The following is a 24,919-nucleotide window of genomic DNA, read 5'->3' as shown; positions in this document are numbered from 1 at the left end:
ACTAATTAGGTTATAACCAATTCTATATCAGATTATCCCAAAATCTCTGTTAATATTGAGATTGTAAGCTCATATTTCAGTCTGAAAATCTGTTTCCTAAAGTCAAGCATTTCGATTCTAGGATCTTGGTTCTTCATTACATTTCACAAGAAAAATATATTGCGTCAAGTTTTGTCGCATTAGCGTAATAGCTTTGTCATATCAAAATTACAGAGCTATGGAATTGCCGTTTTACTTAAACTTTAAAGACTTTGAAAGAAATTATTATGATAACCTTGAAAAATGGTTTGAAGAATATTATAATACAAATGAAACAGACTATCTAAAAGCTCTTGTAGCTTTATATAGCCCTTATCTGTACTACAACTTTACAGAGAATAGGCTAAAGGCAGATGCTTTCATTGAAATTAAAGACTGTTTTTTTCCTTATCACGAGAGAATCGGTATCTCTTTTTGTACCGATTGCGAAAAAGGAACTTCTTCTAAAAAAGCATTGAACCATATATTTGAATTTAAAAATATTTCAATGATGGAGTATGCACAGCATATTTTGGATAAAGTCAACAAACATTGTTCGAAAAACAATAACGCTTTAAACGGAAATAAAAATATTCTGGATTATATCAATGATCATCATATTGTCACATCCGTAGAAGGAGTAGGATATTGTATCAGCTACAATCGTCATCAGAAAGTAATTCCATTTTTGAAAGCCTATCTGCCTTATTATGGGCAGACCGTGAATATGGAGACTTACAAGGATTTTATTTTTTCCATTGTTGATATTGCTGAGTTTATTGATCAGAAACTGAAAACAGTACGAGCATTTGAACATTCTATTTATCATCATTCAAGAGCTGAAGCAAAATTCAAAGTACAGATGAGCCGTCAGTTTTTGACCCTATGCAATTAAAATTTTATACCAAACATTCATACTTAATTATATTGTGGAAAATCTTATATTTTCCAAGCAAAAATCCCGGTCAGAAATGGTCGGGATTTTTATATTCATTGAATATTATTTTTTATAAGGTATGTTCCAGATCAGATCAGCCGCCAGATAATGCACGCCACCCTTGTGAATACTTTTACTGCCCCGAATCAGATCATCCATATATCCGATATCTACAGTAAAAGGAGAATGCGGAATATTGAACATATAATAAGCAGAAAGTCGCATTTCCCGATAACCAAAAGAATTCCAGTGCTGATCCGGTTCATTAAGATGGCTCACAGAAAACAGAGCTTCGGCACTTAAGGCCAGTTTTTGGTTATTTGTAGGAGATAAATTGTAGGTCAACTGGCTTTTGATACGGGTTCTTAATTGAAAATCCTCTTCCACCTTATGAAAATCTGCATCAAAGAACTTTCTGAATTCCTGTCGGACAGTATTTTTGAGTTTAAATTTCTTTCCAAGATTAAAAGTATAGGCATATCGTCCGTAGATCCTGAATTCCTGTTCAGTGTTTTCTTTTTCATAAGGAGCATCACTTTCGTATTGAGGCTGTCTTCTGTAGCTGATGGCATAGCTGTATTGCTGGTGAGGAGCAAAGGAATTGTAAATCTCATGATTTAATACAAAAATGGCTTGTTTAGCCAGTAGATTGTCATTATCCGGACTGCTTTTTCGCCCTAGAGCAATATAGCTCATTGTTTGCTTTTTCCCCAGGGAATCCAGTTCTCGTTTTACTCCAAAGGCAGACCAAAAAGCAGTATTGGCATCTCCCAAGCCGGGTGGACTGATCTGTGCATTGACTACACTTCCCATACAACCTAATATACTAAAAGCTACAATAACTTTCCTCATATTGAATATACCAGATAATTGTTTTACTATAAATGTTAAAGCTTGTACAACCATAAGATTAGATAAGGAAACTTGAAATCCCGCTTGAGAATATTTTATCATGACAAATTTAGATGCTTTATGTATTGAGTAATTATGTAAACAGATGTAATACTGTTTAAAAACAAGACAAAAGTAAAGGGTGATTTAGGATAGATTTAGGAATAATAAAAAACTGATTATAATATTTAATAATATAAGAGCTTAGATAGATCCTATAAAAATAGAATTGTTGATAACTTGTTAGTAAAATATGGATAACTAATAATTCGTTTCAATAGAGATGCTTTAATTAGGCTTATAGAGCCTGATGTAGATAATACGATAAGAATATAACAAAAATGAATTAACTGGCTCAATAGTGTAATTTTAAGATTTTATTTAGAATAGTTTAAATTAATATTGTAAGAAAGTTTACTATTCCTTTATTTTGCACCTTTATTTATAATTGTTTTAAATAAGGCTGAAAAAATGATACAATCAAGTAAGAATGAGCTTCCAACGAAGCCAATGCTCCATGTCAAAGAAGCAGAGCAGGAGGGCGCTTTAACAGGTAAAATGACACAATGGGGTAAACCATTTCTGATTTTTTTCTTTTCCCTGATAAGTTTAACAAAAATATATGCACAGGATATACAAAGCGGGATAGCTGGTAGAGTAAATATGGTGGATGGGCAACCCCTGAGGGCTATATCGGTTTCGCTATTGGAGGCAAATCGCCAAACGTTGACGGATGATGAGGGGAACTATCGCTTTACTAACGTGAATGCAGGTACGTATACGATAAAATTACAAATTTTAGGATCTAAAGAAGTACGTATTCCGGTTGAGGTGAAAACTGGTGAAATGACAACATTGGATTATCAACTGACCAAGGAAAATATTCAGGCAATACAGGAAGTTGTAATCATGAAAAATACCAATAGGTTTTCTAAGAAAGAAAGCGGATTTGTGGCAAGATTACCCTTAAAGAATCTGGAAAATCCACAAGTGTACAATACTGTAACCAAGGAGCTTTTTCAAGAGCAGGTCGCAGTAGATCTTGGAAGTATATCTAAAAATGTACCCGGTGCAGGAGTTCCTATGATAGCCAATCAAGGAAGAGTTACATTTCGTTCACGAGGATTTGAAACAGAACCCAATGCCAGAAATGGAGTGGCAGGAGCTGCATTTTCAGTTATTGATCCTGTTAATTTAGAGCGTATAGAAGCTATTAAAGGACCTTCAGCAACTTTATTCGGGAAAAGTGTTGCCAGCAGCTATGGCGGGGTTTATAATCGTGTTACTAAAAAGCCTTATAATGATTTTGGAGGTGAAATTGGTTATGTTGGTGGTAGCTGGAGCTATAATCGATTAACGGTGGATGTAAACACTCCAATTAATAAAGACAGAACTGCTCTTTTTCGTCTTAATGCAGCGGGAACGTTTGAAAAGAGTTTTCAGGATCTGGGTTTTACCAATTCATTAGCTATTGCCCCAAGTTTTTCTTATCAAATAAACGATCGTATGTCGCTTCTTTTGGATGTAGAGTTTAATCAGGCAAAAGGAACCTCGGTAGTACGTTTTAATCCTTATACAGGAGGTAATAAAACCCAGTCTATTGCAGACATGAAGTTTCCTTACTATAAAAATTTCCTAGGTGATGACCTTGCCTATGAAACACAAATGATGAACATTTTTGCCCAGCTCAATTATAAAGTTTCAGAAAACTGGACTTCCCAGACGATTATGTCTCGTGCAAGATCAACAATTAATGGATATATTTCTGCTATTAACGGGAAAACAGACTCTACTGCAAGTGCTCAGGTGATGGTGGGGACTACCTCGTTTATAGCGACCAATTTGCAACAGAACTTTATCGGAGATTTTCATATCGGACGTTTTAGAAACAGAATGGTTGTAGGATTAGATTATTATAACAACTCTAATCATTTTGACCGATACCATACCAATACAAAGGTGTTTAATTTCGTTCATCCGTCAGCAGACTTTAGAGTAAACCGTAATATCATTGATGCTCTTACGGCAACCTCGGCATTTAGAAAAGAAAACAACGGTGATAATACCTATGCTGCATACGTATCAAATGTCTTTAATGTGACCGATCAGCTTATGGTAATGGCCAGTTTGAGGGTAGACAGATTTCAATTTAAGGGAGTTTATGATATTACTACAGGTGAAATAAAAGGAGGTTTAAGTAATAGTGGTACACAGTCGGGGCCTTATGGGCAAACCGCACTTTCTCCAAAATTTGGCCTTGTTTATGAAGTGTTGAAGAATAAAGTTTCATTGTTTGGAAACTATATGAACGGTTTTAATAATGTAAGCGGAGTAGATATCAATGGAAACTCATTTAAACCGGAATATGCCAATCAACTGGAATTTGGAGTAAAAGCAGATATCTTCAATCACAAGCTTGTTGGGACATTGAGCTATTATAACATCCGTGTTGATAATATACTGAGAACAAATCCTGATGATATCAATTATTCTATCCAGGACGGAACCCAATTGAGCAAGGGAATAGAAGCAGAACTAACGGCTAATCCTTTTGACGGATTAAATATTGTTGCTGGATATGCCTACAACGATAGTAAGTTTACCAATGCAAACCCTTCTGTTAACGGGTTGAGGCCTGCCTTATCCGGTCCTGCCAATATGTTTAATTTCTGGGTCAGTTACAGAATTCCACAAGGTAAATTAAAAGGCCTTGGAATAGGTGGTGGTGGAAATATGGGATCTTCTTCCTACCAAACCAATACACAAACAGCCAAAGTGATTATACCATCTTATAAAATGTTTGATCTGGGTATTTTCTATGATCAGCCAAAATATAGAGTAGGATTGAAGTTTGACAATATTACCAATGAAAAAGCTTGGTCTGTGAGATTAACGCCACAAGCTCCATCCCGTTTTCTTGGAAGCGTTTCTTTGAAATTCTAAAATAAATCTTCAAACGTAACCATATAAAAAATCCCGGATTATTGAGTCCGGGATTTTTATTTTATATCATTCTATTCAATTGATCCAAAGACAAAAATTATTACGGTAACGTATTTTGCCATAGAAATTGCCCAGAAATGTTCCTTGTGTCATTTCATTCCAGTCTTGTCTGATAACATAAAGCCCTGGCATAGTAGGTTTAAAAACAGCCTTATGGTCTTCGTCCACAGGAATATTCTTCTCCCAGTTTTCGGGATTGAAAATTCGTAGCATTGTTCCTTTCTCAACAGGTTTCATATTTCGGTAAGGGAAAATGGTGTAGATGCCGTTTTTTTCCTGCAGAATGATATCCATAAACTGTACAGGAGATTTGTTTTCAGAATGAGTGCCAATGTCATAGACGCCACACATAAAATCAATGGGACGAACATTTTCCTGTTGATTTTTGGAACGTACCAAAACGGGTTGCTGGTCATTAATGCCCAGAATACGATAGGTTCCCTCTTGATTAGGAATAAAAGAACCCTCCCAATGATCTCCCTTAGGTTGTAGCACAATCTTTAATTTTTCTCCTTTAGTATTAATAACAAAAAAGTTGAAATTTTTGATTTCCTGAAACTCTGGTCCTGTAGTACGATGTCTCTCACTGAGATCATCAATAAATCCGTAGCATACCTGAATCTTAACAGGATCTTTTACTTTTCCGGATCCGTGAATTTCCATCCAATAAGCACTGGCCTTTGCCAATTGTGGGAATAGAAAGAAAACTGAAAATAATAACAGTGAGAATACTGTCCGGAATTTATACATATTGAGGAGTTCTATTTGAATAAGCGAATTTAGTAAAAAAGTAAATAAACAAATTCCTGTACTCAGGGATTGCTTTATTGAACCTGATAATAGAGAAAAATAAATTGCCACAATATGTAAAATACTGTGGCAATTTGGTTTTATGGACTGGTTTATTTGTGTTTAATTCGCTCCAACACCGCACATAGCGTCCCATGTTGTCCAAAAATGGGCGTTGATGGAACCGATAAGTGGATTTTGACTGTCTGCAACGATGCCTACCATGGAAGCGCAGTTGGAATTACAACCTATTTCATTATTACTTCCTGTTTGAGGCGGAATCTGACGCCATGTACCCGTAGATCCACTTAATAATTCTACCTTAATATCAAAGATTCCTGAAAGATGAGGAGTTTGAATCTGCTTAGTAGGATTTTCACTTGAGATGAAATCACTCCAGTTTCCCTGCGAAAAAGTTACGCGCCAGGTAGAAATCATTTTAGAAGTATCATTTTGCGGTGAAAGATACACCCAGAACTGTGCCCCGTTTCCAAGTGTTACTTGGCCGGAAGAATTTGCGTTTACGCTAGTTGATGTCATATCGATTTGGATTTTAGATGGTTAGTTTATACTCCAAAGAAACGAAGAACAGCGCAAATTCAATATAGTATAAATAACCAATTCTTGTATTGAGTAGAAATACTTATGGGTATGAAATTTGAAAATAAATAAGATGTTTGGACCAAAAAAATAAGTCTGTGCTAAAACTAGCACAGACTTTTATTTTCTTGCAGAGAGGAAGGGATTCGAACCCTCGATACAGTTACCCGTATACTACCTTTCCAGGGTAGCTCCTTCAACCACTCGGACACCTCTCTTTTTGAGATTGCAAAAATAGGATATTTTATTTAAATACCAAATTTTTAGTGCATTTTTTCAGCAGTAATTTCTCCGCAAAGGCTTTTGGTAAAGTTATCTGCGAAACTTCCAGAGTAATTAGGGTTGTCTATCAAGTGCATAGCTTTAGTAATGGCCGTCTCTGCAGTCATATCTCTACCGCTAATGGCTCCTATTCTTGAAAAAATGTTACTGTTCTCATATTTTCCGAACGATATACCTCCTGAAATACATTGACTTACCACCACAATCTCAGTACCGTTATTTCTGATTTCCTGAAGCGTTTCCTGTGTTTTAGAACTACTGAAGATCGTTCCTGAACCGAAAACCTGCAGAATAAGAACTTTCATTTTAGGAATTTCTCTAAAGTGGCTCAAATGCATACCCGGGAAAATTCTCCAGAATAGAATATCTTCGGAAATATGTTCATCCACGTGAAACTCTACTTCAGGATCACAACGGAAGAGATTATCCTTGATAATGTTTAAATGAACACCGGATTGCCCTAAAATAGGATAATTAGGACTTGAATAGGCATCAAAATACTCCGCAGAATACTTCAATGTTCTGTTACCGCGTAATAATTTATATTCGAAATAAATGGCAACCTCCTGAATAACCGCTTCATCATTCTCATAAAGACTTGCATAATAAAGGCTGGTCAGAAGATTTTCCTTGGCATCCGTTCTCAGATCGCCAATAGGAAGTTGGGAACCGGTCATGATCACAGGTTTCCTTAAACCTTTTAACATGAAGCTTAGTGCCGAAGCAGTATAAGACATAGTATCTGTTCCGTGAAGAATCAGAAAACCATCATAGTCATTATAATTTTTTAGAATATAGTTAGCAATTACTTTCCATTCTTCAGGCCCCATATCCGAAGAGTCCAGTGGTTTTGCAAAGGGATGTACGAAAACTTCACATTCCATAAGCTTCATTTCAGGCATCTTTTCAAAGATATTACCAAAATCAAAGGCACGTAGACTACCGGTTTCATAATCTTTTTCCATACCGATGGTTCCTCCGGTATAGATGAGCAGGACTTTTCGCTTCATGTACTATTTTTAATTAAGAATTGGGCCTCAATTAGGCTTCATACTCCAAAATTACGTTAATTTGCAAAGATTTGAAAATGAATGAAAGATTTAGCACAAACTTTTGAATATTTAAAACAGTTTTTAACAGAAGAAAGACTGGCAAAGATTGAACATTTCTCTAAAGAAAGTTCTGATTTTGTGCTTCCTGTGATGGATGATGTGTACCAGTTCAGAAATGCTGCGGCTATCATAAGATCAGTGGAAGCCTGTGCTTTCCATAAGGTAGTTGCCATGGAGGAAGAGAATGTTTTCAATCCCAATCTTACCGTTACTAAAGGGGCAGAAACATGGGTTGAAGTTGAAAAAATGCCTAAGAATATTGCCTCTCTGCAGAATATTAAGGACAGAGGATATAAAATTTTGGCTGTATCTCTTGAAAAAAATGCAGTAATGCTTCCTGAATATGAAATTACAGAACCTATAGCCCTTGTTTTCGGAACTGAACAGGCAGGAGTTTCTGAAGAAGTAATTGATTTTGCAGATGAAACACTGGCTATTCCAATGTTTGGCTTTACAAGAAGTTATAATGTTTCTGTAGCGGCAGGAATCTGCATGTATGAGCTAAAGCAGAAGCTTCTTAAATCAAATATTGACTATAAGCTTAATGAACAAAAGCTTTTGGAAATGCAAGTCCGATGGGCAGTAAACTCCATCAGTAGCGGAAAGGAGATTTATGCAAAATATTTAGCCGAACAAAATATACTTTAGATTCATGAAAAAATACACCAAATATTTATTCATTTTTTCTTTCATAATGTCTTTAATAAGCCTTGTTATGGGAGAAATTGGAAGAAAGGAAATATATCCTTTTGCCAGTTGGAAGTTGTTTACAGTGCCTTGCGGGGGAGAAGAATTTGGACAGAGGTATAAGCTTTACGGAGTTAAAAATGGCGATACCTTAAGAATTTTAAATACCAATACGAAATACTATACGGATAACGATATGGATGGTATTATCAATGCCTATGGAGGAGAGATAGATCAAAATAATGACAGGAACGGGAATATGAAAAAGCTTCTTATTTTTGCTAAAGATGCCCTACCGGAGTTCCAAGGATATCTATTGTACAAGGAGAAGTATAGGCCAATAGAAGTGGATGAGAAAAAGATGAATATTACTAAAACATTTATTACCAAACTCTAATGAAATACGCTCAGCTTACTGTATTCAATTATAAAATTGCTTACTATGCCATAAGAATATTTGGTTTGTATTGGTTGGTGGCTCAATATGGGAGATTTGCTGAACTTACGGGAAGGCCAAAGGAACTTTATGAACCTGCTTTGTGGATTCAGAAAATGATGTTTCCGGAGTATCCGGGTGCGCCGCTTTTCATAGGGCTTTTAGTTGCTTGTGGAATATGCATCGTGGCTTCGCTTATCAAACAATCTTATATACTTAATGTGCTGATATTTTTACTGATCACGGTCATTAATCTTCCCATATCTGCAAATTTTGGAATCCGTCATACCAATCATCTTATAATACTCGGATTTTTCCTGAGCATCTTTCTGCTTCCCAAGAATCTTGATGAAAAAGATTATAAACAGGTTCAGTATTTTTATCTTGGACTTTTAATAACATACAGTTTGGCTGGGATGAGTAAGTTTTTAGGAACTGCAAAAAATATTCTTAAACATACAGATAAACTGCTGTGGATAGACAAAGATGCCGCAAAGTTAAATACCTATGAAAACTATCTGATGGCAGACAGAGTAGTCCCGGAATGGATAAAACAAGTCTATACTTATGATAATTTCTGGGTTGTACTGACTGTAACGGGGATTGGACTTCAGTTTCTTTGTTTTGCAGGAGCTTTTAATAGAAAACTGCTTACATTTTTTATGCTGTTCATCATTATATTCCATTTATACACCTACGAATTTGTTCTTGCAGGTGCCCTGAATTTAATCCCTTTTGTGATTGCCGCATTTTTCCCTTATCATATTTTTAAACGCAAAAACAGGCTATTGGAAGTGTGAAAAAAATAGTGCTCTTCATTGGAATAATCTTAATGAGCTGTGGTAAAAAAGCAACAGCCGAAAAAGAAAATATGGCTAATGAAGAGCAGTATTATTAAACCCTTACAAGTGGAAGAGGATGTAGATACAGTCACCATCCCTTTTTCAAAAACCCTAAGAGGAAATGGGTATGTTTATACACTTGAAGGAATAAAAAGATCCAATGAAACCATTGATTTTAAATCCATCGAAATATTTGATAAAGGGATTCTTCATCAAAAAATTATTGTTGATACCATTTCGGTTTTAAATGAAGGAGAAGCCTTTTTTAGTATTAATCAGGATATTAATTTTGACGGATTAAATGATATAGAACTTGTTAATCAGGCAGGAAACTATACTTCATCGTCCAGCTTTTGGCTTTATAACAAAAATACCAGAAAGTATGAATACTATAAACCGATGGATACCATTATTAATCCTAAAATAGATCCTGTAAAAAAGAAAATCGTTTCTGATTATCACATTGGGCCTACAGATACCTACTTCAAGGTTTATGCCTGGGAAAAAGGAAAATTGGTTCTTCAAAGCGTCCAAATTAATGACGAACACGGGGAAACCTATCAGTATAGAAAAAATGGTAAATGGATTACAGAATAATCATATATTATCCACCTTTTTCAAAATAAGTTTTATATCATATTATAATAATTCCAGGCTGCGACGAACACGCCGGCAGTTTCAGTTCTCAATCTCTGGTTACCTAATGAAACAGCCTTGATGTTATTCTCTGCCAGAAATGAAATTTCCTTTTCAGAAAAATCACCTTCAGGGCCAATTAAGAAAGTAATTTGTTCCAGAGAAGGTATATTTTTAAGATCTATTCTTTCCAGATTTTCATGACAATGCGCTACAAAAGTAGTTTCAGGATCAATGCTTTTCAGAAAATCAGGTAGCTTTATAGCGTCGTTAATGACCGGAAAATGGAACCTTAAACTTTGCTTTGAGGCAGCAATAGCCTGCTTTCTGATTTTGTCTATATTGATGTTCTTACGTTCTGTTTTTTCAGTCACAATAATACTGATCTCAGAAATTCCCATTTCTACAGCCTTTTCTACAAAAAATTCTATACGGTCAATGTTCTTCGTTGGAGCAATCGCAATATGAAGTCTGGGATTAAAGTCTGGGAGGTCTTCCTTAATTTCAGCTACATCAATACTCGCTTTCTTTCCCTCTATAATAAGTTTTCCGGAAGCCAGTTTCCCTTTTCCATCCGTCACATGAATTTCTTCTCCATCTTTCATGCGAAGAACCTTTACCATATGTTGTTGCTCATCATCATTGATAATAACTTGTTGATGAGCTATTTCTCCGTAAAATAATTTCATATATCCTGAGTTAAAAATGCAACTCCTGTTTTGATGGTTGTGTATATATCGCCATCACAGTCCCGATAAGAGCACATAAATATTTCTTCTATCCAATTGTTATTAATGAAAATCAGATTTAAATATTCCTGCTTTCTCAGGTTATTTTTAATGGACAAATAATCTCCTTCTTTTGGAGTGTAAGGAAAACTGAAAAGATGTTCAGAATTTATTGATTTTAAAATTTCCTCTTTTATATCCTGGATATATCCTTTTTCAGAACTTGACGGAAAATAATCTAAAGAATCCTCTGAGTTCTCATTTTTTCCTGTAATTGTTTCTAAAATCCAGTAATATTTTGAGTTCTTTTTAGAATGTGTTCCCAGTAATTTTTCTTCTAAGAGTATTTTCATAAATCATATTTTGCAGTTGCTGAAGTTCTCAAATCTGTAAATTCTCCTCTTTCAAACTTCAGTTGTGCAACCATGGCAATCATGGCAGCATTATCAGTAGTATATTCAAATTTTGGAATGTAAATACCCCAGCCGAGTCTTTCTTTGTTATCTTCCATAGCTTTTCTAAGAGCAGAATTGGCAGATACACCACCGGCAATGGCAACTTCCTTGATATCAAGTTCCTTGGCCGCTTTTTCTAGCTTGTTCATTAAGATCTCAATGATGCATTTTTGTACCGAAGCACAAAGATCGTTGAGGTTTTCCTTAATGAAATCAGGGTTTTTTCTAACTTCCTTTTGAATGAAATATAAAACAGAAGTTTTAATACCACTGAAAGAATAGTCGAAGTTTTCCAACTTCGGTTTGTTGAACTTAAAAGCATCAGGATTTCCTTCCTTTGCAAGCCTGTCAATAATAGGTCCTGCAGGGTAATCCAGATCAAAGATCTTTCCGATCTTGTCGAAAGCTTCTCCTGCGGCATCATCAATTGTTTTTCCGATGATTTCCATATCAAAATAGTCCTTTACCAATACAATCATGGTATGTCCACCACTTACGGTAAGACAAAGAAAAGGAAAAGTAGGCGGCATAGGATTTGCATCTTCGATGAAATGGGCCAAAATATGGGCTTGAAGGTGATTAACTTCAATTAATGGAACATTAAGGCTCATAGCCAAAGACTTAGCAAATGATGTTCCTACAAGAAGTGATCCCAAAAGTCCGGGGCCGCGTGTAAATCCTATAGCAGAGATAGCATTTTGTTGTATATTTGCTTTGGTAAAAGATTTTTCAACAACGGGGATTATATTTTGTTGATGGGCTCGCGAAGCCAATTCAGGCACTACACCTCCATATTCTTTATGGATGGCCTGATTCGCAGCAATATTTGAAAGAATAGAATTCCCCTTGATGATAGCTGCTGAGGTGTCGTCGCAAGACGATTCAATACCTAAAATTATAGAGTCGCTCATAATAATGGCAAAGTTAGAGAATAATAACGAGAATGAGAATAAAAAATCCGTAACTGAAAACCTAGGTGATCAGGTACAGAAGACTGTGGAAAATGTAGAGGGCAAGGTTCGGGAAACAGTTAAAGAGGCATCTGAGCTGGCTTCAGATGCAATTAATCATCCCATAGAAACGGCAGAAGAGTTTGGGAAACAGGCTATAAAAGATGTGACCAGTTACAGCTGGTGGGCGAAGCTTTTGCTGATTCTCTTTTGGTTAGGTATTGTTCTGGTAGGAGGAGTGCTGGTTGCAGTTAACCTTCCGGTGACCAAACAATGGGCGGCAGATCAGGCTCTAAAGCTTGTGAATAATGATTTTAAATCCGGATTTTCTACGGAAAGTGTAGATGTGAATTATTTCGGAAATGTAACAATAAAAGGACTAAAAGTAAAAGACTATAAAGGATTAGATTTCATTAAAGCACGTGAATTTCGTGCAGACTCCGACTGGATATCTTTGGCTGTAAATGCTATTTCAGGAAAGAGTAATTCTTTAAGCTTTAATTCCCTGACACTCGTTAATGCAGAAGTAAAAGTCATTACTTATAAAGGAGACAGTATCTCCAACTTTGTCAGATTTACAGAACTCTTTGATGATGGGAAAAAAAGAGATCCCAAAAAACCTCCCTTTCAATTAAACTCGAGAGTACAGATCCTTGATTCTAAGGTTTCTATTATTAATGAAAACTCTTCCGGAGAACAGGGGAAATGGCTTACTGCGACAAATTTCAACTTAAAAGCTCCCAACGTTAAGGTAAATGGTCCCAATGTTTCGGCGCTTATTAATAATATGTCCTTTGTGACTTCCAGATGGGGAAAATCTCATATCGTTGATACTTTTTCAACGGAATTATCCTTAACTAAACAATTTTTATCCTTAAAAGATCTTACTTTAAATACGGATCATACCTTGCTTCAGGGAGATATTAAATTCAATCTTCACGATGGCTCTTGGGCAGATTTTGCAGATAAAGTTCGTTGGGATATGAATATACAACAGGGAAGTCAGGTGAGCGGATATGATATCAGCTATTTTGTGACGAACTGGGATAATTTCAAGCCATTTAACCTTGCAGGGAAAATGACAGGTCCTTTAAATAAATTTCACCTTGAAAATTTCCTGATCCGAAATCCTGACGTGAATATTGCGACCAAAACGATGAAGGTTGACAATCTTCTGGATGGGCACTTTTCCATCGAAACAAAGGATCTTTCGACAGACTTTACCTACAAAGACCTAAAAGCAATGATGCCTACTTTTATCTCCAGCAAGATGAAGAATTTTGCCGATGATTTTGGAAAGCTAAAATATAACGGAACAGCAAAGGTAAATCCGGACCAAATCTATGTGGATAACGGAAATCTGATGACAGGGATTGGGCAGGCAAAAATTTCCAAGCTTACTCTAACAGGATATAGTACTGCAATGCCAAAATATTCAGGGTATCTTGATGTAAAAGATTTAAATACCTCTGTAATTACAAAAAATAAAACAGTAGGTTTAATCTCCGGAAAATTTGATCTGAATGGGCAGAGCTTTGATGTAAATACAATGCGTCTTACTACTAAATCCCAGATTTCCAGCATTGAAATTATGGATAAGGTTATCAATAATCTATATCTTGACGGACAACTGGATCATAAGAAATATAACGGGCTTATTACGGTTAACGATGAGCAGGCTAAGGCTACTATCAAAGGACTGATAGACTTCAGTACTTCTAAAGTAGCTATGGATGTAAATGCTGACGTTACCCATCTGAACATGAACTATTTTACCAATAAACCAGGAAGCCAGATTGTAAGCGGCCAGGTGGAGGGTAAAATGTCTATGTCGTCCATTAATGATCTTACATTGGATGTTAATGCCAATAACCTGCACTTTGCCACAGCCACTCAAAAATATGATATTCCCAATGCTAAAGTAAAGACCTTTATAGAAGCCGGAGGACGTGTGATAGATGTAGATGCACCAGGGGCTGCTACAGGGAAAATATCTGGTAAATACAGTCTTGCTGATCTGGCAGGAATGGTAGAGAATGGAGTAGGAAGAATACTGGTGGGTCCACCACCAAGAAAATTATACAGAGACCAGAATTTTGCGATGAAGTTTGACGTACAACAAGGATTGGTTAATTATTTCCTACCCGAATTGAAGCTGCCTCATGGAGCATTGGTAGAAGGAGAATATGATGGGAATTCCAATAACCTGATCTTGAATCTTGATGCATCAGCTTTAAAGTACATCATGACAAAAGAGGAAGAGATTACTGATGCCGATAAAGCCTTAGCATCCTCTAATCCTGACTATAAAATTAATGATCGGAAGAATATTAATAAAGATAGTGCCTCGGTAGATAGTGTCAAAATAAGAATAAACACAGCCAATCTTGATCAGCAATTGTATGCCAGAATCAACAGATTAGAATACAATAAGAATATTATTAAGGATTTTGAACTTAAAGGGAACAATGAAAATGGAAATACTCTTCATTTGGCAACCGTATTTAAACATGGAAGTCCGGATGATGAGCTCAACGAAAAGCTTAAAGAATATGCCATTAACGTTGATCAGTCTACAGATGCTGCAGGTGATTATGTATTTAAGTTTGAACCTACTGAAGTTAAATTCAATGAAGTTACATGGGCAATAGATACCAGTCCGGAGCTTAATCATTCTATTACTTATAGAAAGAAAACTGCAGATTTTGACATTCGGAATCTGAGGGTTTATTCTGATAAAAGTGCTTTATTTATCAAAGAAGCACAATTTAAATCCGCCAAAGATTTTTATGTAGATGCTGATATTAGTGATTTTGCCATCGAAAAACTTCTGGAGATGCAATCCGGAGGAAATGGTATGGATATACAAGGTCTTGCCAACGGAAGTGTAAAGATCAGAATGGATAAAAGCACTTTACAGCCATTGGTAGATCTTACCGTAGATGATATTAAAATGAATGGTAATGAAATGGGAGATATCTCTATTTCTGCCACCAATGGATTCTCACTGAATGTATATGACATTGATGTTAAAGTTCATTCAGCAGGAGTGCTTGGAAACAATAGTCTGAACCTTACCGGTACAGTTAATAACAATACAGCCTCTCCAACTATTGATCTGACAGCAGAAATGAGAGACTTTGACTTATCATTTACACAGCAGTTTGTTCAGACTATTTTTGGAAATCTTAGAGGTAAGGCAACCGGAGATCTTAAAATTAATGGGAAACTTCGTAACCTTGATTATAGTGGAGATATAGCCTTAAAAGATTTTGGATTAAAGCTTCTCTTTACAGGAGTAGATTATTCATTTGATGATACAGTGATCCAGCTAACCAAAGGATTGGCAATCCTCAACAATATTGAGGTTCACGACGGGAGATCAAACTCGAAAGGGAATATCTCTGGGGCGATCCAGTTTGAAACGCTTTCTTCAATGGGGGTATCTCTCGTAATGAGAGCAGATAACCTGTTGATGCTTAATACTGCTCAAAAAGACTTTGATTTATTTTGGGGGAGAGTATATGGACAGGGAGATCTTTATGTGGACGGACCGGTTTCGGGATTGAGTATTACAACCCCTAATATGAAAGCCCTTAACGGAAGTACTTTTACTTTTAATTCCAGTTCTACATCCAATGTTGAAGAATTCAAGATGCTGAGGTTCCTGAAAGAAGGAAAAGATGGTTTAGTAACCCTGGAAGAAAAGAAAAAGACAGGTGCCAATATGAATATTGATTTCAATTTGGCTGTGGATAAAGGAACCACTGTAAATGTACTTGTTGGTGATGATGTAGGAAATATTACTGTAAAAGGAGTGGCAGATCCACTGAAGTTCCAGATGAACAGACAAGGAAATATTGCCATGAGCGGAACATATAAGGTGGATAACGGTACATTTGTTTCTAAAGCAATCCTTAACAAGACTTTCCAAATTGAAAAGAATAGTAGTATCAGATGGGATGGTGACGCTATGAAGCCGGCGCTGGATATTACAGCCAACTATGTAAGAATGGTTTCTAATGCAGGAGAATATCTGAGTATGGGAAAACTTCAGCCAATCAGTATTATGTTGCAGGCCAACATTACCGAGTCTTTGATGGATCCTAAGGTGGAACTGAACCTTACAGCAATGGATGTTTCCAGTCAGGTAAGAGAAACACTGGCAGCTAAAATGAGCCAGGAAGGAGAAAAAGTACTTCAGTTTGGTTCCGTGCTTCTTTTGAGTACCTTCAATGTGTCCAACACAGGTGGAGTAGATGTAAACGTAGGTAGCGTTGCTGAATCCTCAGGATATAATATGCTTCTAAAGCAGTTGGGATCCGTCCTGAATACGATGAGTAATGAATTCCAGATTGACTTGAACTATGTAAAAGGTGATCAAAATTCTAACATTGGAGACAGAGCCAATGCAGGACTTAGTGTTGCTGTTTCACCTAGAATAAACATAAAAACTGGCTTGGGAATTCCATTGTCTAAAACTGATGCCAATAACAGTGGAGTACAAAATAATTATCTTTCGGGTGAAGGATCCATTGAATATGATCTTTCTAAGAAAAATGATGGTACTTTGGTTCTACGAGGGTATTCTAAGCCTACTAACATCGGTATGATAAGTACAAATGGAGCTGCTAATCAAGCCTATGGAGTAGGGGTTATGTGGAGTAAAAGCTTCAATTCTTTGTTTAAAAAGAAGAAAAAAGACAAAAAAACCGTTGCGGACAAAGCTGAAATAAAAACAGATTCTATAAAATCAAATGCTAAATAATCAGAATATTTTAATGATTTTTATCATCCGTGTTAATTATTGTTAATATTTGATATATATTTTTTAGTTAAATTATTTTTCGTAAATTTGCAAAAAATACATAGATTTTTTAAAGAAATTGTAATTTAACTAATATGAACTATCAACTGGACGAAATAGACAAGAAAATTCTTGATTTCTTAGTAGAAAACACAAGAATGCCTTTTACTGAAATTGCAAAGCAGATGGACGTTTCTGCTGGAACAATTCACGTAAGAGTGAAAAAGATGGAAGATGCAGGTATTATTTTGGGATCATCTCTTAACATCGATTATGGTAAGCTGGACTATCACTTTACAGCTTTCATCGGAATCCTTTTGACAAAATCAAACCGTACTCAAGAAGTATTGAAAGAATTGTCAACTATTCCTAACGTAATCGAGGCAAGTGTTATTTCCGGAAAATATAATATTTTCTGTAAAGTAAGAGCAAAGAATACAGATGATGCCAAAAGAATTATTTATCAGATTGATGATATTCAGGATGTAATGAGAACTGAAAGTATGATTTCTATGGAAGAATACTTAAGTGACAAAAATAGACTGATCAACGCTATCTCTATTTAATTCAAATTTTAAACGAATAACTATAAAAGAACTTATGAAATCTCTCATAAGTTCTTTATTTTTGTACCTATGGAAGAATACACGTATTTTGACGAAGATCCGAAGAAAGGATGGGGATTTGTACTGGCATTTGCTGCCTTGATGTTGTTTACAGTAATGGGACTGGGAATAGATGTTGATGAATATATTCAACATGAATTTCTTGAGATTCCAAAATGGTATTTTTATATCATCTTCTCCATTGATGTATTGATGATGCTAGGTCTGGTGCTGATGTTTTTCTATAAAAAAATAGGAATTATTATGTTTCCTGTTCTATTGGTACTGCATTTTTTCATGCACAACTATTACTTATCAACGTTTTTATATACCGATGTTACCAACCTTTTCCTTTTTACAGGTTTTGGGATGTTGGCGATTATTCCAAAATGGAAGTTTTTTAAATAAGAGGTAAAGAGAAATACTATAAGTTGTAAGAATGGATGGCTTTCTGTTTTAGTGGATTTTCACTCCATTCTTCCCATTCATTAGTATAGGGATTATAGCCACATTTTAGAGGCTTTGAGAGGTCTAATCCATTGGGAGTATAATGAGAGCTTTCCGTATAAGCTCTGCAGTCTGTACAGATGTATCTGAACTCACAGTCCTTACAAACTTCTATATGGTCTTTGGTGAGGTTCCAGTATTTTTTAAAGTCTGGGTGTTGCAATGCTTCCTCTAGGCTTACATTCCGGATATTCCCAAAGTTTTCCTGCATTAAGGGACAATTTTTAATATGGCCATCTTTATCAATTCCTATTTTCTTATGCAGACAGGAATTGTGATTGATGGCTTCCAGAATTTTAGGCAGGTTCGTATTGAAATATTTCATATCTACTTTTCCGCAGGAAGATATTTTTAAATGGTCTTCCAAAAAGTTTAAAGTAAACCTGAATTCATCCTTGGTTTTGAAAGCTTCCTTAGCACAATTATAAAAAATAAGACTGTATATTCTCTCTGTTCCTTTGTTGAGGTTCTGTATGAATATGTCATTTATTTCTTCATAAAATGGAGAAAATATTTCTATTCCTGATAACACGGAAGATTTAAATATCTTGTCAATGTATATAAAATCTTCTATGAGTAATGATTTTGAGCTGTAAATAACCAGATGTTTAATTTCAAGATTCTCTACTGAAATTTTAAGTTGATCCAGTATACTGATATCTGCCATCTCCAAAAAAAGATCGGTTATTATGCTCGGTTCAAAATACTCATGAGATAGGGGCGGAAAACCCTCTTCCCGGTAATTATCTGTAATAAACCCATATTCATTCTCCAGCAGTATATCCAGATATTCCTGAGCTATCTTTTTTGATTCTTCATCATACATTCCTAAAACCTCTTCAATGGAAAGGTTTTTTAATTCCTCAATCATTTCATTAAGTTCCAGAGGATATAACTCTGATACATTTCTCTGCAGGTCTGAGATTAGTATTCTGCCTGCTCCTTTTGTAATCTTTAGGGTAGAAAATAAATTAAAATACCTCATAATAGACGATTTAAAGATTTTATAGGCCTTTCTCTTATGTAGAAGTCTGTTTGGTACTTTTTACATTCTACAAAATAGATGATATCGCTTTTCTGTTTAAATTTTTGATCCTCAAAAACGTCTATATGTTTAAAGGTTAGAGGTAACTTATTTTTTTCTTTAACTTTTATCTTCATAAATAATCAGCTATTTCTTTGTCCAGCGAATAGTTACATGCATAGGACATACCCAGAAACTGACCAATGGTATTTACTTCAAGGAAATAAAACCGGCCATCCTTTCCCTTGATGAAATCCAGGGAACCACAATTGAGATCAAGAGAAAGCATCAGTAGATGAATTTTCTCCTCAATTTCACTGGAAAGTTGATAAGGGATATTTCTGTTGGGCTTTGTTAAATTATACTTTCTGAAATCTGTTTTCGTTTGTTCATCATTTTGAGAAAAGATAGCCATAGACCAGCATTTTCCGTTGAGATAGAAGGTTCGGATTTCAAAATTTTTGTCAATTTTCTCCTGAAAAAAAGTAATAAAGAAGCTGGACTTTTCTTTCTTTTGAACAACCGTGGTATACATAATGCCATTCAAATCTGTATCTACTGAATCTAATATTGGATTTCCTGCAATTGTTTTAATAATAGTATCACCCAATAGAATAGTGTCTGTATGGTCTGCCAAAAAATACTTGGGAACGTCCAATCCTATTTTCTGTGCTTTTTCCAAGACCAAAAGCTTATTGATATCACTATTGCTTTCCTTGTTAATGTGTTTTTTAGATTCCAGAGTTTTCCTTACATAGTCTTCCAGCCAGTGCTGTACCTCATTCATATGGGCATTAACCGATTGGTTTTCATATCTCAAACGTTTTATTTTCAATCTTCCTCTTCTGTACCATACACTAGAGATATCTTCCAGAAAAAAAGAGTTTCTGTTACTCTCCAAAAAAATACTTTTATTAATCACTTTAATTTCAAAGACTTCATTCTCATGTACACGGATAAATTTTTTATCCATTTTCAAAAGCCATTTGATGATTTTAACAGTAGTTCTTTCGCTGTTATTGGAAATAATAAGAATCATTTCTTTAAATAATCTTTTGTGATTTTGGAGGCGTGCTTAAAGCTGGGCAAACCTATGCTTTTTCTGTTGCGATTTACTTTTACAGTGTCTATCATTGCATCATAGCTGGGATATATTCCGTACACCATTCCTTTTTTGCTTATCTGAAGACTATATCTGTCTACCATGTTGGCGTAATCCCGGGGGACACAGTCTCCAGATTTTATATATTCCAACATTTTTGTTTTTAAATAAGAATACTCTTCAGCATCTACCATATGACTGAACAAGGGATGCATTGGCATGAATACACCATTATTCCCAATAAGCCCTATTTTTTGCATTGATGGGTAACCATAGTTATCAAAGGTCCATTTTAATAATTGAGCGTTTATTTTATCGTTTTTTACCATCAATTGAGGGTTTTTTCTGCCCTCTGCCTGATCCCTGATGAAAGCAATGCTAAAAGAGTCCACTAATCTTTTATTCAATCCTTTCTTCCAATCAGTAATTTTTTGCTTTACTTCACTGCTGTCTATTTCGTATTTTTGATATAAGCCAAAATACTTTTTATAGGAACCCTCATAAGGAGCAAGCAAGGGAATAAGTTTATAAAGGCTTTTCTTTCCACCAAAATTTTGATGATATTGTTCTGCAAGTATGATGTAGGTTTCATATTCCTTAATACGCTCCTGATTTTTTGGGTTGTATCTTTTGAATAATTTTCGGTATTGCTTTATAGCTTCTTCAGGCTGATTGGCCATCCTATAAATACTGTCAATTTCATTTACCCTATTGTAATAAACTATGTAATTATGGTTTTTGCTTTTACAGGATAAAATGAGTATACCTGTCAAAAGCAGATATAAGGTGCATGTCATGAGGCGTGGTTTCCGTGGTATTTTTATTTCCATCTGTAGCATCAATTTATTATAAGAGTTTTCTCCTGTTTATTCAAATGTAAAAGGAGGATTGCTCCTCCCTTACAAGTGATTAGAGTAATATGTTTTAGCAAATTTCTAATGTTGATGCATACTCATGATCCAGATAGGTTTCTTTGTCATAGCATTCTCCACGATTAGTAACCACATAGTTTACTGCTGTACCATCTCCTCCTTTAATCATTTGAAGATTTTTCATTTTTTTGTTTTCTAAAGAAGAGAAGTTTCTCTTCATTCCAATTAATTTTTTCATGTTAATAAATTTTTTAATTTAATAAATCATTTGTGCCATAGAATCCCCTGGCATTGGGTTGCATAATCTGTATATTTATCTTGTACTGTACACATACAACCTAAATAGAAGATTATTTCATCAACGTTGATGTTTTCAAAACTAAAAATAATTAGATCACGTTAATGTGATAAAATTTGCAAATTGTATGTAATTTTCATTATTATTTTCAGGGAAATTTTTGCAAAAATGTACATCCTTATCTTAAGGAATTTGGAAAAGAATTTAATAAAAAGGAAATGTTTTTGATCAAAGAAAAATGGAATATCTCATTGTATGTAAATGAAATATTATTCAAAGGGATAGAGGCTGTAATATTTTCTATTGTACACAATAGTAGGTTTTGTTAAATGTGTATCAGGACTAGATAATTTATCTATAAAAGAAAATTTAGATACCGGTAAAAAGTAATATAAAATCTTTGATTTTTGTCTTTAGAAAGAAGCTGCTACAATGTATATAATTTAATTAGAAAATACACTTTGGAAAAAGACATCCAAAGCTGTATTTTCATTCAGTCCAAACTTTTTTTTCAGCCTGTATTTGGTCATTCTTACACTTTTAGGTTCTACATTTAGAAGATTGGCTATCTGTTTGGTATCCATCCCAAGATAGATGTAGGCACAGTATTTTAGATCCAAAGGGGTAAGTTTTTGTTTTGCCCTGTCATTAATATTTTTAAAAAAGTCAGGATGCAGCTCCTGAATAGTAAATTTAATCCTTTCAAAGTCATTATCTACACGATTTTCCTCCTTTACAACCCGATGAATATTGACGTCGGCATCAGATAATTTTGTTTGAAGTAGTTGAAGAACTTCATTCTTATGCTGGATATGAAGCTGGCTAGCCAACACCTCACTTTGAAGTTTTTGCTGTTGTAAGGTAAGTAATTCCTGCTCTGCTTTTAATCTAGCTTGTTCTTCCGTCTGTAGCTTTACCTGAATTTCAGCATCATGCTTTTCTGTATTCAGTTTTTTTTCTCTTTCTATAGAGTATCTCAATTTGTAATGATAGGACCTGAACATAAAAAATGCTCCGATTAAGCCTATAATTCCTAAGCCAATATATAAAAGCTTTTCTTTCCTTAAACTGGAAGTTTTTTCTGTAAGAACTTTCAGCTCAGATTCCTTTTTTTTAGATTGATACTGTGCTTCCAGTCTTTTTGTAGTTTCTGCCTGTCCCTTATTATAAAGAAGATTGTTGTATTCCGTTACCTTGGTCTGATACTCGTAAGCTTTTTGATATTTTTTTTGATGTACGTATAGTTTTGCAAGATCAGAAACTACATTAATCATGACATGATAATATACAGGCTGTTGTGTAAGAAGGGTTTGTTCCGCTTTTAAAAGATATTGCTCAGATAAAGCATCGTTTTGATCACGATTAGCAAGGTTACTCAAAATTCCGAGTGCTCCTGCCTGAAGACTTTGATTATAGGTAGTATGTTTTGTAAGTATTAGGACTTCATTAGCCTTATCCTGAATTTCCTTTCGGATTTCCGGAGTGATGGTTGGGTAGCTTAGATAGTAGTTGGCAAGATTCAGGAGGGCCATAGCATAAGCATGGGCCGAAACATGCCCCGGAAACTGATGATAAAGAGCAACTGCTTTTTTACATATTTCTATAACGGGTTTCAGATCCTTTATATTACCGGTTTTATCATACCGGAAAGAGTAACAGACAGCCAATGCAGAATACGATGAACTCAGCATATTTTTATTTCCGGATTTTTGAGCGAGTTCTACTGCTTTCTGTGCATATTTCGTTGCGTTTTCAGCATCATTAAGTTCCGAATGAATTCCATATAAAAGATAATTGAGCTTTGCGGTCAAGAGAATCTCTGTAGGATGTTTTTCAACCGATGGAAGAACGTTCTGAATAAGTTTAATCGTATTTTCAATGTCTCCTAAGGTATTATTATAATAGATGTTCAAGTAAGCAGCATATAGAGGAGCGATGTCATCGTTGGTTTTATGAGCAGCTGCATTGGCGGCATCAATGATCTGGGGAACCTTACTGTATTCAGATTTATTAAGTTTGATAATTCCATCCTGAACGAGTGCCTTTACTTCTTCAGTGTAATTACGTTCATTTTTAGCCAGTTTTAATTGCAGTTGAACATACTTTTCAGCAATAGGATATTGGTCGCTGACTCTGTAGTATTCCGTAAGTTCATTATAGATTTTAAATTTTTCCACGACGGAAATATTGTCTTTGTTCAGTTGATTTTTAAGGTCATCAAAGAAAGTATTCTGTGCCGGCCACAAAGTAGATAGGAAAAAGATAAAGTATAAAAAAGAGTACTTCAGTTTCATAAGGTGAAAGTACAAAAATCACAGATATTCATCAATTGCTATTTCAAAAAAGTGAAATTTAAATTATTTTTCAAATTGTTGTAAACCAGTGTTTTACTTCTAATTGTAGACGTTTTGTAGACACTTGTATTTTGAGTTGAGGTTGTTTTGTAGTAACATAGAAAATTGAAACAGAGCTATCCTGTTGCAATTTTGGCTCATTAACAAAATCAAAAATATCAACAAAAAATTGAATTATTATGGACAACAAAACATTATCTATTGTATCGTATATTACTGTTTTCGGATGGCTAATTTCCTTTATTTTGGGAAAAGAAAAACCTAACAGCCTTTTAAAATATCATTTGAAGCAATCTTTAGGATTGGTGATTTTTTCCATTGCTTTATCTATTATCATCAACATCTTATTTATTGTTACAAGCCTAGGGATTTTGGGGATATTTGGTTTTTTACCTTTGATATTTGCCATTATTGGGATTATTAATGCCGCCAATGAAGTAGAAAAACCCTTACCTTTAATCGGAAAAATGTTTGAAGATAAATTTTCATTTATAGGGTAATAAATTTTCTGAATGATTATGGAAAATTTTAAACATTTAAAAAAAGAGAATGAGGGCTACTGGGTGAAACAATATATCTCATTTCCACAAATTCTTATCTTGCTGTGGGTTTTCATTTCAATAATAGTGATCTTATATACCAGTTATCTGAAGACCGGAATTGTTATATTGATTTTTTCATTGTTATTGACGGTGATTTCTTTTATTCCACCTAAGATTTATTTTGATCCGATATCCAGACAACTTATTATTAAGAACTCAGGATTGAACAGTAGAAAGGCAATCTACAACTTAACTGAATTTGAGGGATTTGAACTGCAGACATTTCGATATGGAATTATTCCTTTGGGGTGTAATCTATATGCCAATTTTAAAAATGTATCTCGTTTTAAGCGTCCGTTAGTCTCTCAGTCTTTCAGGAAGAAAACCATGCAGGAGGTTGTAAATGAATTGGAAGATCTTAATAAAATGTATATTTAAACAC

At 34.9% G+C, this 24,919-nt stretch carries 23 protein-coding genes and 1 tRNA gene; 11 read left to right on the top strand and 13 right to left on the bottom strand.

The genetic code is table 11. The annotated features are described in order from the left end of the window. Positions 1–217: 217 nt before the first annotated feature. Entirely contained in the window at positions 218–913 is a 696-nt protein-coding gene (locus C1638_RS16550; protein ID WP_109622802.1) for a hypothetical protein, read from the top strand. A gap of 105 nt (positions 914–1,018) precedes the next feature. On the opposite strand, the gene C1638_RS16545 is transcribed toward C1638_RS16550, so the two are convergent. Then, the gene (locus C1638_RS16545) at positions 1,019–1,807 is read right to left on the bottom strand and encodes a DUF2490 domain-containing protein (RefSeq protein ID WP_165826551.1); all 789 of its coding nucleotides are present in this window, start codon (positions 1,805–1,807) and stop codon (positions 1,019–1,021) included. Between the two features lie 510 nt (positions 1,808–2,317). On the opposite strand from C1638_RS16545, the gene C1638_RS16540 reads away from it, so the two are divergent. Then, the gene (locus tag C1638_RS16540; protein ID WP_228428195.1) at positions 2,318–4,789 is read left to right on the top strand and encodes a TonB-dependent receptor domain-containing protein; all 2,472 of its coding nucleotides are present in this window, start codon (positions 2,318–2,320) and stop codon (positions 4,787–4,789) included. Between the two features lie 75 nt (positions 4,790–4,864). On the opposite strand, the gene C1638_RS16535 is transcribed toward C1638_RS16540, so the two are convergent. The 4 genes from C1638_RS16535 to C1638_RS16520 form a co-directional block, all read right to left on the bottom strand. Then, positions 4,865–5,599 carry a hypothetical protein gene (locus C1638_RS16535; RefSeq protein WP_109622798.1) on the bottom strand — a complete coding sequence of 245 codons (735 nt, stop codon included), beginning with the start codon at positions 5,597–5,599 and terminating at the stop codon, positions 4,865–4,867. Between the two features lie 162 nt (positions 5,600–5,761). Then, a complete protein-coding gene (locus C1638_RS16530) occupies positions 5,762–6,178 on the bottom strand; it encodes a hypothetical protein (RefSeq protein WP_109622796.1) in 417 nt (138 codons plus the stop codon). A gap of 191 nt (positions 6,179–6,369) precedes the next feature. Beyond that, positions 6,370–6,456 (bottom strand) — tRNA-Ser (locus tag C1638_RS16525). Between the two features lie 45 nt (positions 6,457–6,501). Further along, positions 6,502–7,530, bottom strand: a complete 1,029-nt coding sequence (locus C1638_RS16520) for an asparaginase (RefSeq protein ID WP_109622794.1) — start codon at positions 7,528–7,530, stop codon at positions 6,502–6,504. A gap of 81 nt (positions 7,531–7,611) precedes the next feature. Between C1638_RS16520 and C1638_RS16515 the strand changes: the two genes are divergently transcribed. The 4 genes from C1638_RS16515 (at position 7,612) to C1638_RS16500 (ending at position 10,194) form a co-directional block, all read left to right on the top strand. Beyond that, positions 7,612–8,280 (top strand): TrmH family RNA methyltransferase, encoded by a 669-nt coding sequence (locus C1638_RS16515; protein WP_076356466.1) that lies wholly within the window; start codon positions 7,612–7,614, stop codon positions 8,278–8,280. Between the two features lie 67 nt (positions 8,281–8,347). Next, positions 8,348–8,716, top strand: coding sequence for a hypothetical protein (locus C1638_RS16510; RefSeq protein WP_109622792.1), 369 nt, complete (start codon positions 8,348–8,350; stop codon positions 8,714–8,716). Continuing rightward, positions 8,716–9,555 carry a hypothetical protein gene (locus C1638_RS16505; protein ID WP_109622790.1) on the top strand — a complete coding sequence of 280 codons (840 nt, stop codon included), beginning with the start codon at positions 8,716–8,718 and terminating at the stop codon, positions 9,553–9,555. The genes C1638_RS16510 and C1638_RS16505 overlap by 1 nt, the downstream gene beginning before the upstream one ends. A gap of 78 nt (positions 9,556–9,633) precedes the next feature. Next, the gene (locus C1638_RS16500) at positions 9,634–10,194 is read left to right on the top strand and encodes an XAC2610-related protein (RefSeq protein ID WP_123838390.1); all 561 of its coding nucleotides are present in this window, start codon (positions 9,634–9,636) and stop codon (positions 10,192–10,194) included. A 32-nt stretch (positions 10,195–10,226) separates the two neighbouring features. On the opposite strand, the gene C1638_RS16495 is transcribed toward C1638_RS16500, so the two are convergent. Genes C1638_RS16495 through tsaD form a run of 3 tightly spaced genes read right to left on the bottom strand, consistent with a single transcriptional unit; the run spans position 10,227 to position 12,327 of the window. Then, complete coding sequence (locus tag C1638_RS16495) at positions 10,227–10,922, bottom strand: RsmE family RNA methyltransferase (protein WP_109622787.1); 696 nt, start codon at positions 10,920–10,922, stop codon at positions 10,227–10,229. Next, the gene (locus tag C1638_RS16490; protein ID WP_109622785.1) at positions 10,919–11,314 is read right to left on the bottom strand and encodes a hypothetical protein; all 396 of its coding nucleotides are present in this window, start codon (positions 11,312–11,314) and stop codon (positions 10,919–10,921) included. The genes C1638_RS16495 and C1638_RS16490 overlap by 4 nt, the downstream gene beginning before the upstream one ends. Beyond that, positions 11,311–12,327: a tRNA (adenosine(37)-N6)-threonylcarbamoyltransferase complex transferase subunit TsaD gene (gene tsaD, locus C1638_RS16485; protein WP_109622783.1), complete on the bottom strand. Its 1,017-nt coding sequence runs from the start codon at positions 12,325–12,327 to the stop codon at positions 11,311–11,313. Before tsaD ends, C1638_RS16490 begins: the two co-directional genes overlap by 4 nt. 4 nt (positions 12,328–12,331) lie before the next feature. Between tsaD and C1638_RS16480 the strand changes: the two genes are divergently transcribed. The 3 genes from C1638_RS16480 (at position 12,332) to C1638_RS16470 (ending at position 18,186) form a co-directional block, all read left to right on the top strand. Further along, a complete protein-coding gene (locus C1638_RS16480) occupies positions 12,332–17,134 on the top strand; it encodes a translocation/assembly module TamB domain-containing protein (protein ID WP_109622781.1) in 4,803 nt (1,600 codons plus the stop codon). A 134-nt stretch (positions 17,135–17,268) separates the two neighbouring features. Further along, complete coding sequence (locus C1638_RS16475; protein ID WP_034682046.1) at positions 17,269–17,739, top strand: Lrp/AsnC family transcriptional regulator; 471 nt, start codon at positions 17,269–17,271, stop codon at positions 17,737–17,739. Between the two features lie 69 nt (positions 17,740–17,808). After that, complete coding sequence (locus C1638_RS16470; protein WP_109622780.1) at positions 17,809–18,186, top strand: hypothetical protein; 378 nt, start codon at positions 17,809–17,811, stop codon at positions 18,184–18,186. Positions 18,187–18,202: 16 nt separating this feature from the next. Here the strand turns inward: C1638_RS16470 and gwsS are convergent, their stop codons facing one another. The 5 genes from gwsS to C1638_RS16440 all read right to left on the bottom strand — a co-directional run bounded on the left by gwsS (position 18,203) and on the right by C1638_RS16440 (position 23,875). Then, positions 18,203–19,270 (bottom strand): grasp-with-spasm system SPASM domain peptide maturase, encoded by a 1,068-nt coding sequence (gene gwsS, locus C1638_RS16465; RefSeq protein ID WP_109622778.1) that lies wholly within the window; start codon positions 19,268–19,270, stop codon positions 18,203–18,205. A gap of 172 nt (positions 19,271–19,442) precedes the next feature. Next, positions 19,443–20,348 (bottom strand): grasp-with-spasm system ATP-grasp peptide maturase, encoded by a 906-nt coding sequence (gwsG, locus tag C1638_RS16455; protein WP_109622774.1) that lies wholly within the window; start codon positions 20,346–20,348, stop codon positions 19,443–19,445. Beyond that, entirely contained in the window at positions 20,345–21,208 is an 864-nt protein-coding gene (locus tag C1638_RS16450; protein ID WP_109623255.1) for a hypothetical protein, read from the bottom strand. The genes gwsG and C1638_RS16450 overlap by 4 nt, the downstream gene beginning before the upstream one ends. A gap of 127 nt (positions 21,209–21,335) precedes the next feature. Continuing rightward, positions 21,336–21,521 (bottom strand): grasp-with-spasm system A modified peptide, encoded by a 186-nt coding sequence (locus tag C1638_RS16445; RefSeq protein WP_109622772.1) that lies wholly within the window; start codon positions 21,519–21,521, stop codon positions 21,336–21,338. A gap of 503 nt (positions 21,522–22,024) precedes the next feature. Beyond that, positions 22,025–23,875 (bottom strand): helix-turn-helix transcriptional regulator, encoded by a 1,851-nt coding sequence (locus C1638_RS16440; protein WP_109622770.1) that lies wholly within the window; start codon positions 23,873–23,875, stop codon positions 22,025–22,027. 239 nt (positions 23,876–24,114) lie between these two features. Here C1638_RS16440 and C1638_RS16435 point away from each other — a divergent pair, with 239 nt between their 5' ends. Together C1638_RS16435 and C1638_RS16430 are read left to right on the top strand one after the other, a co-directional pair. After that, entirely contained in the window at positions 24,115–24,435 is a 321-nt protein-coding gene (locus tag C1638_RS16435) for a magnetosome magnetite crystal formation protein family (protein ID WP_109622768.1), read from the top strand. Positions 24,436–24,453: 18 nt separating this feature from the next. Further along, positions 24,454–24,915, top strand: a complete 462-nt coding sequence (locus tag C1638_RS16430) for a hypothetical protein (protein WP_109623253.1) — start codon at positions 24,454–24,456, stop codon at positions 24,913–24,915. Positions 24,916–24,919 lie beyond the last annotated feature (4 nt).

This window comes from Chryseobacterium oncorhynchi, assembly GCF_002899895.1.
Lineage (GTDB): Bacteria > Bacteroidota > Bacteroidia > Flavobacteriales > Weeksellaceae > Chryseobacterium > Chryseobacterium oncorhynchi.
This window is presented reverse-complemented; position numbering and strand designations above follow the sequence as displayed.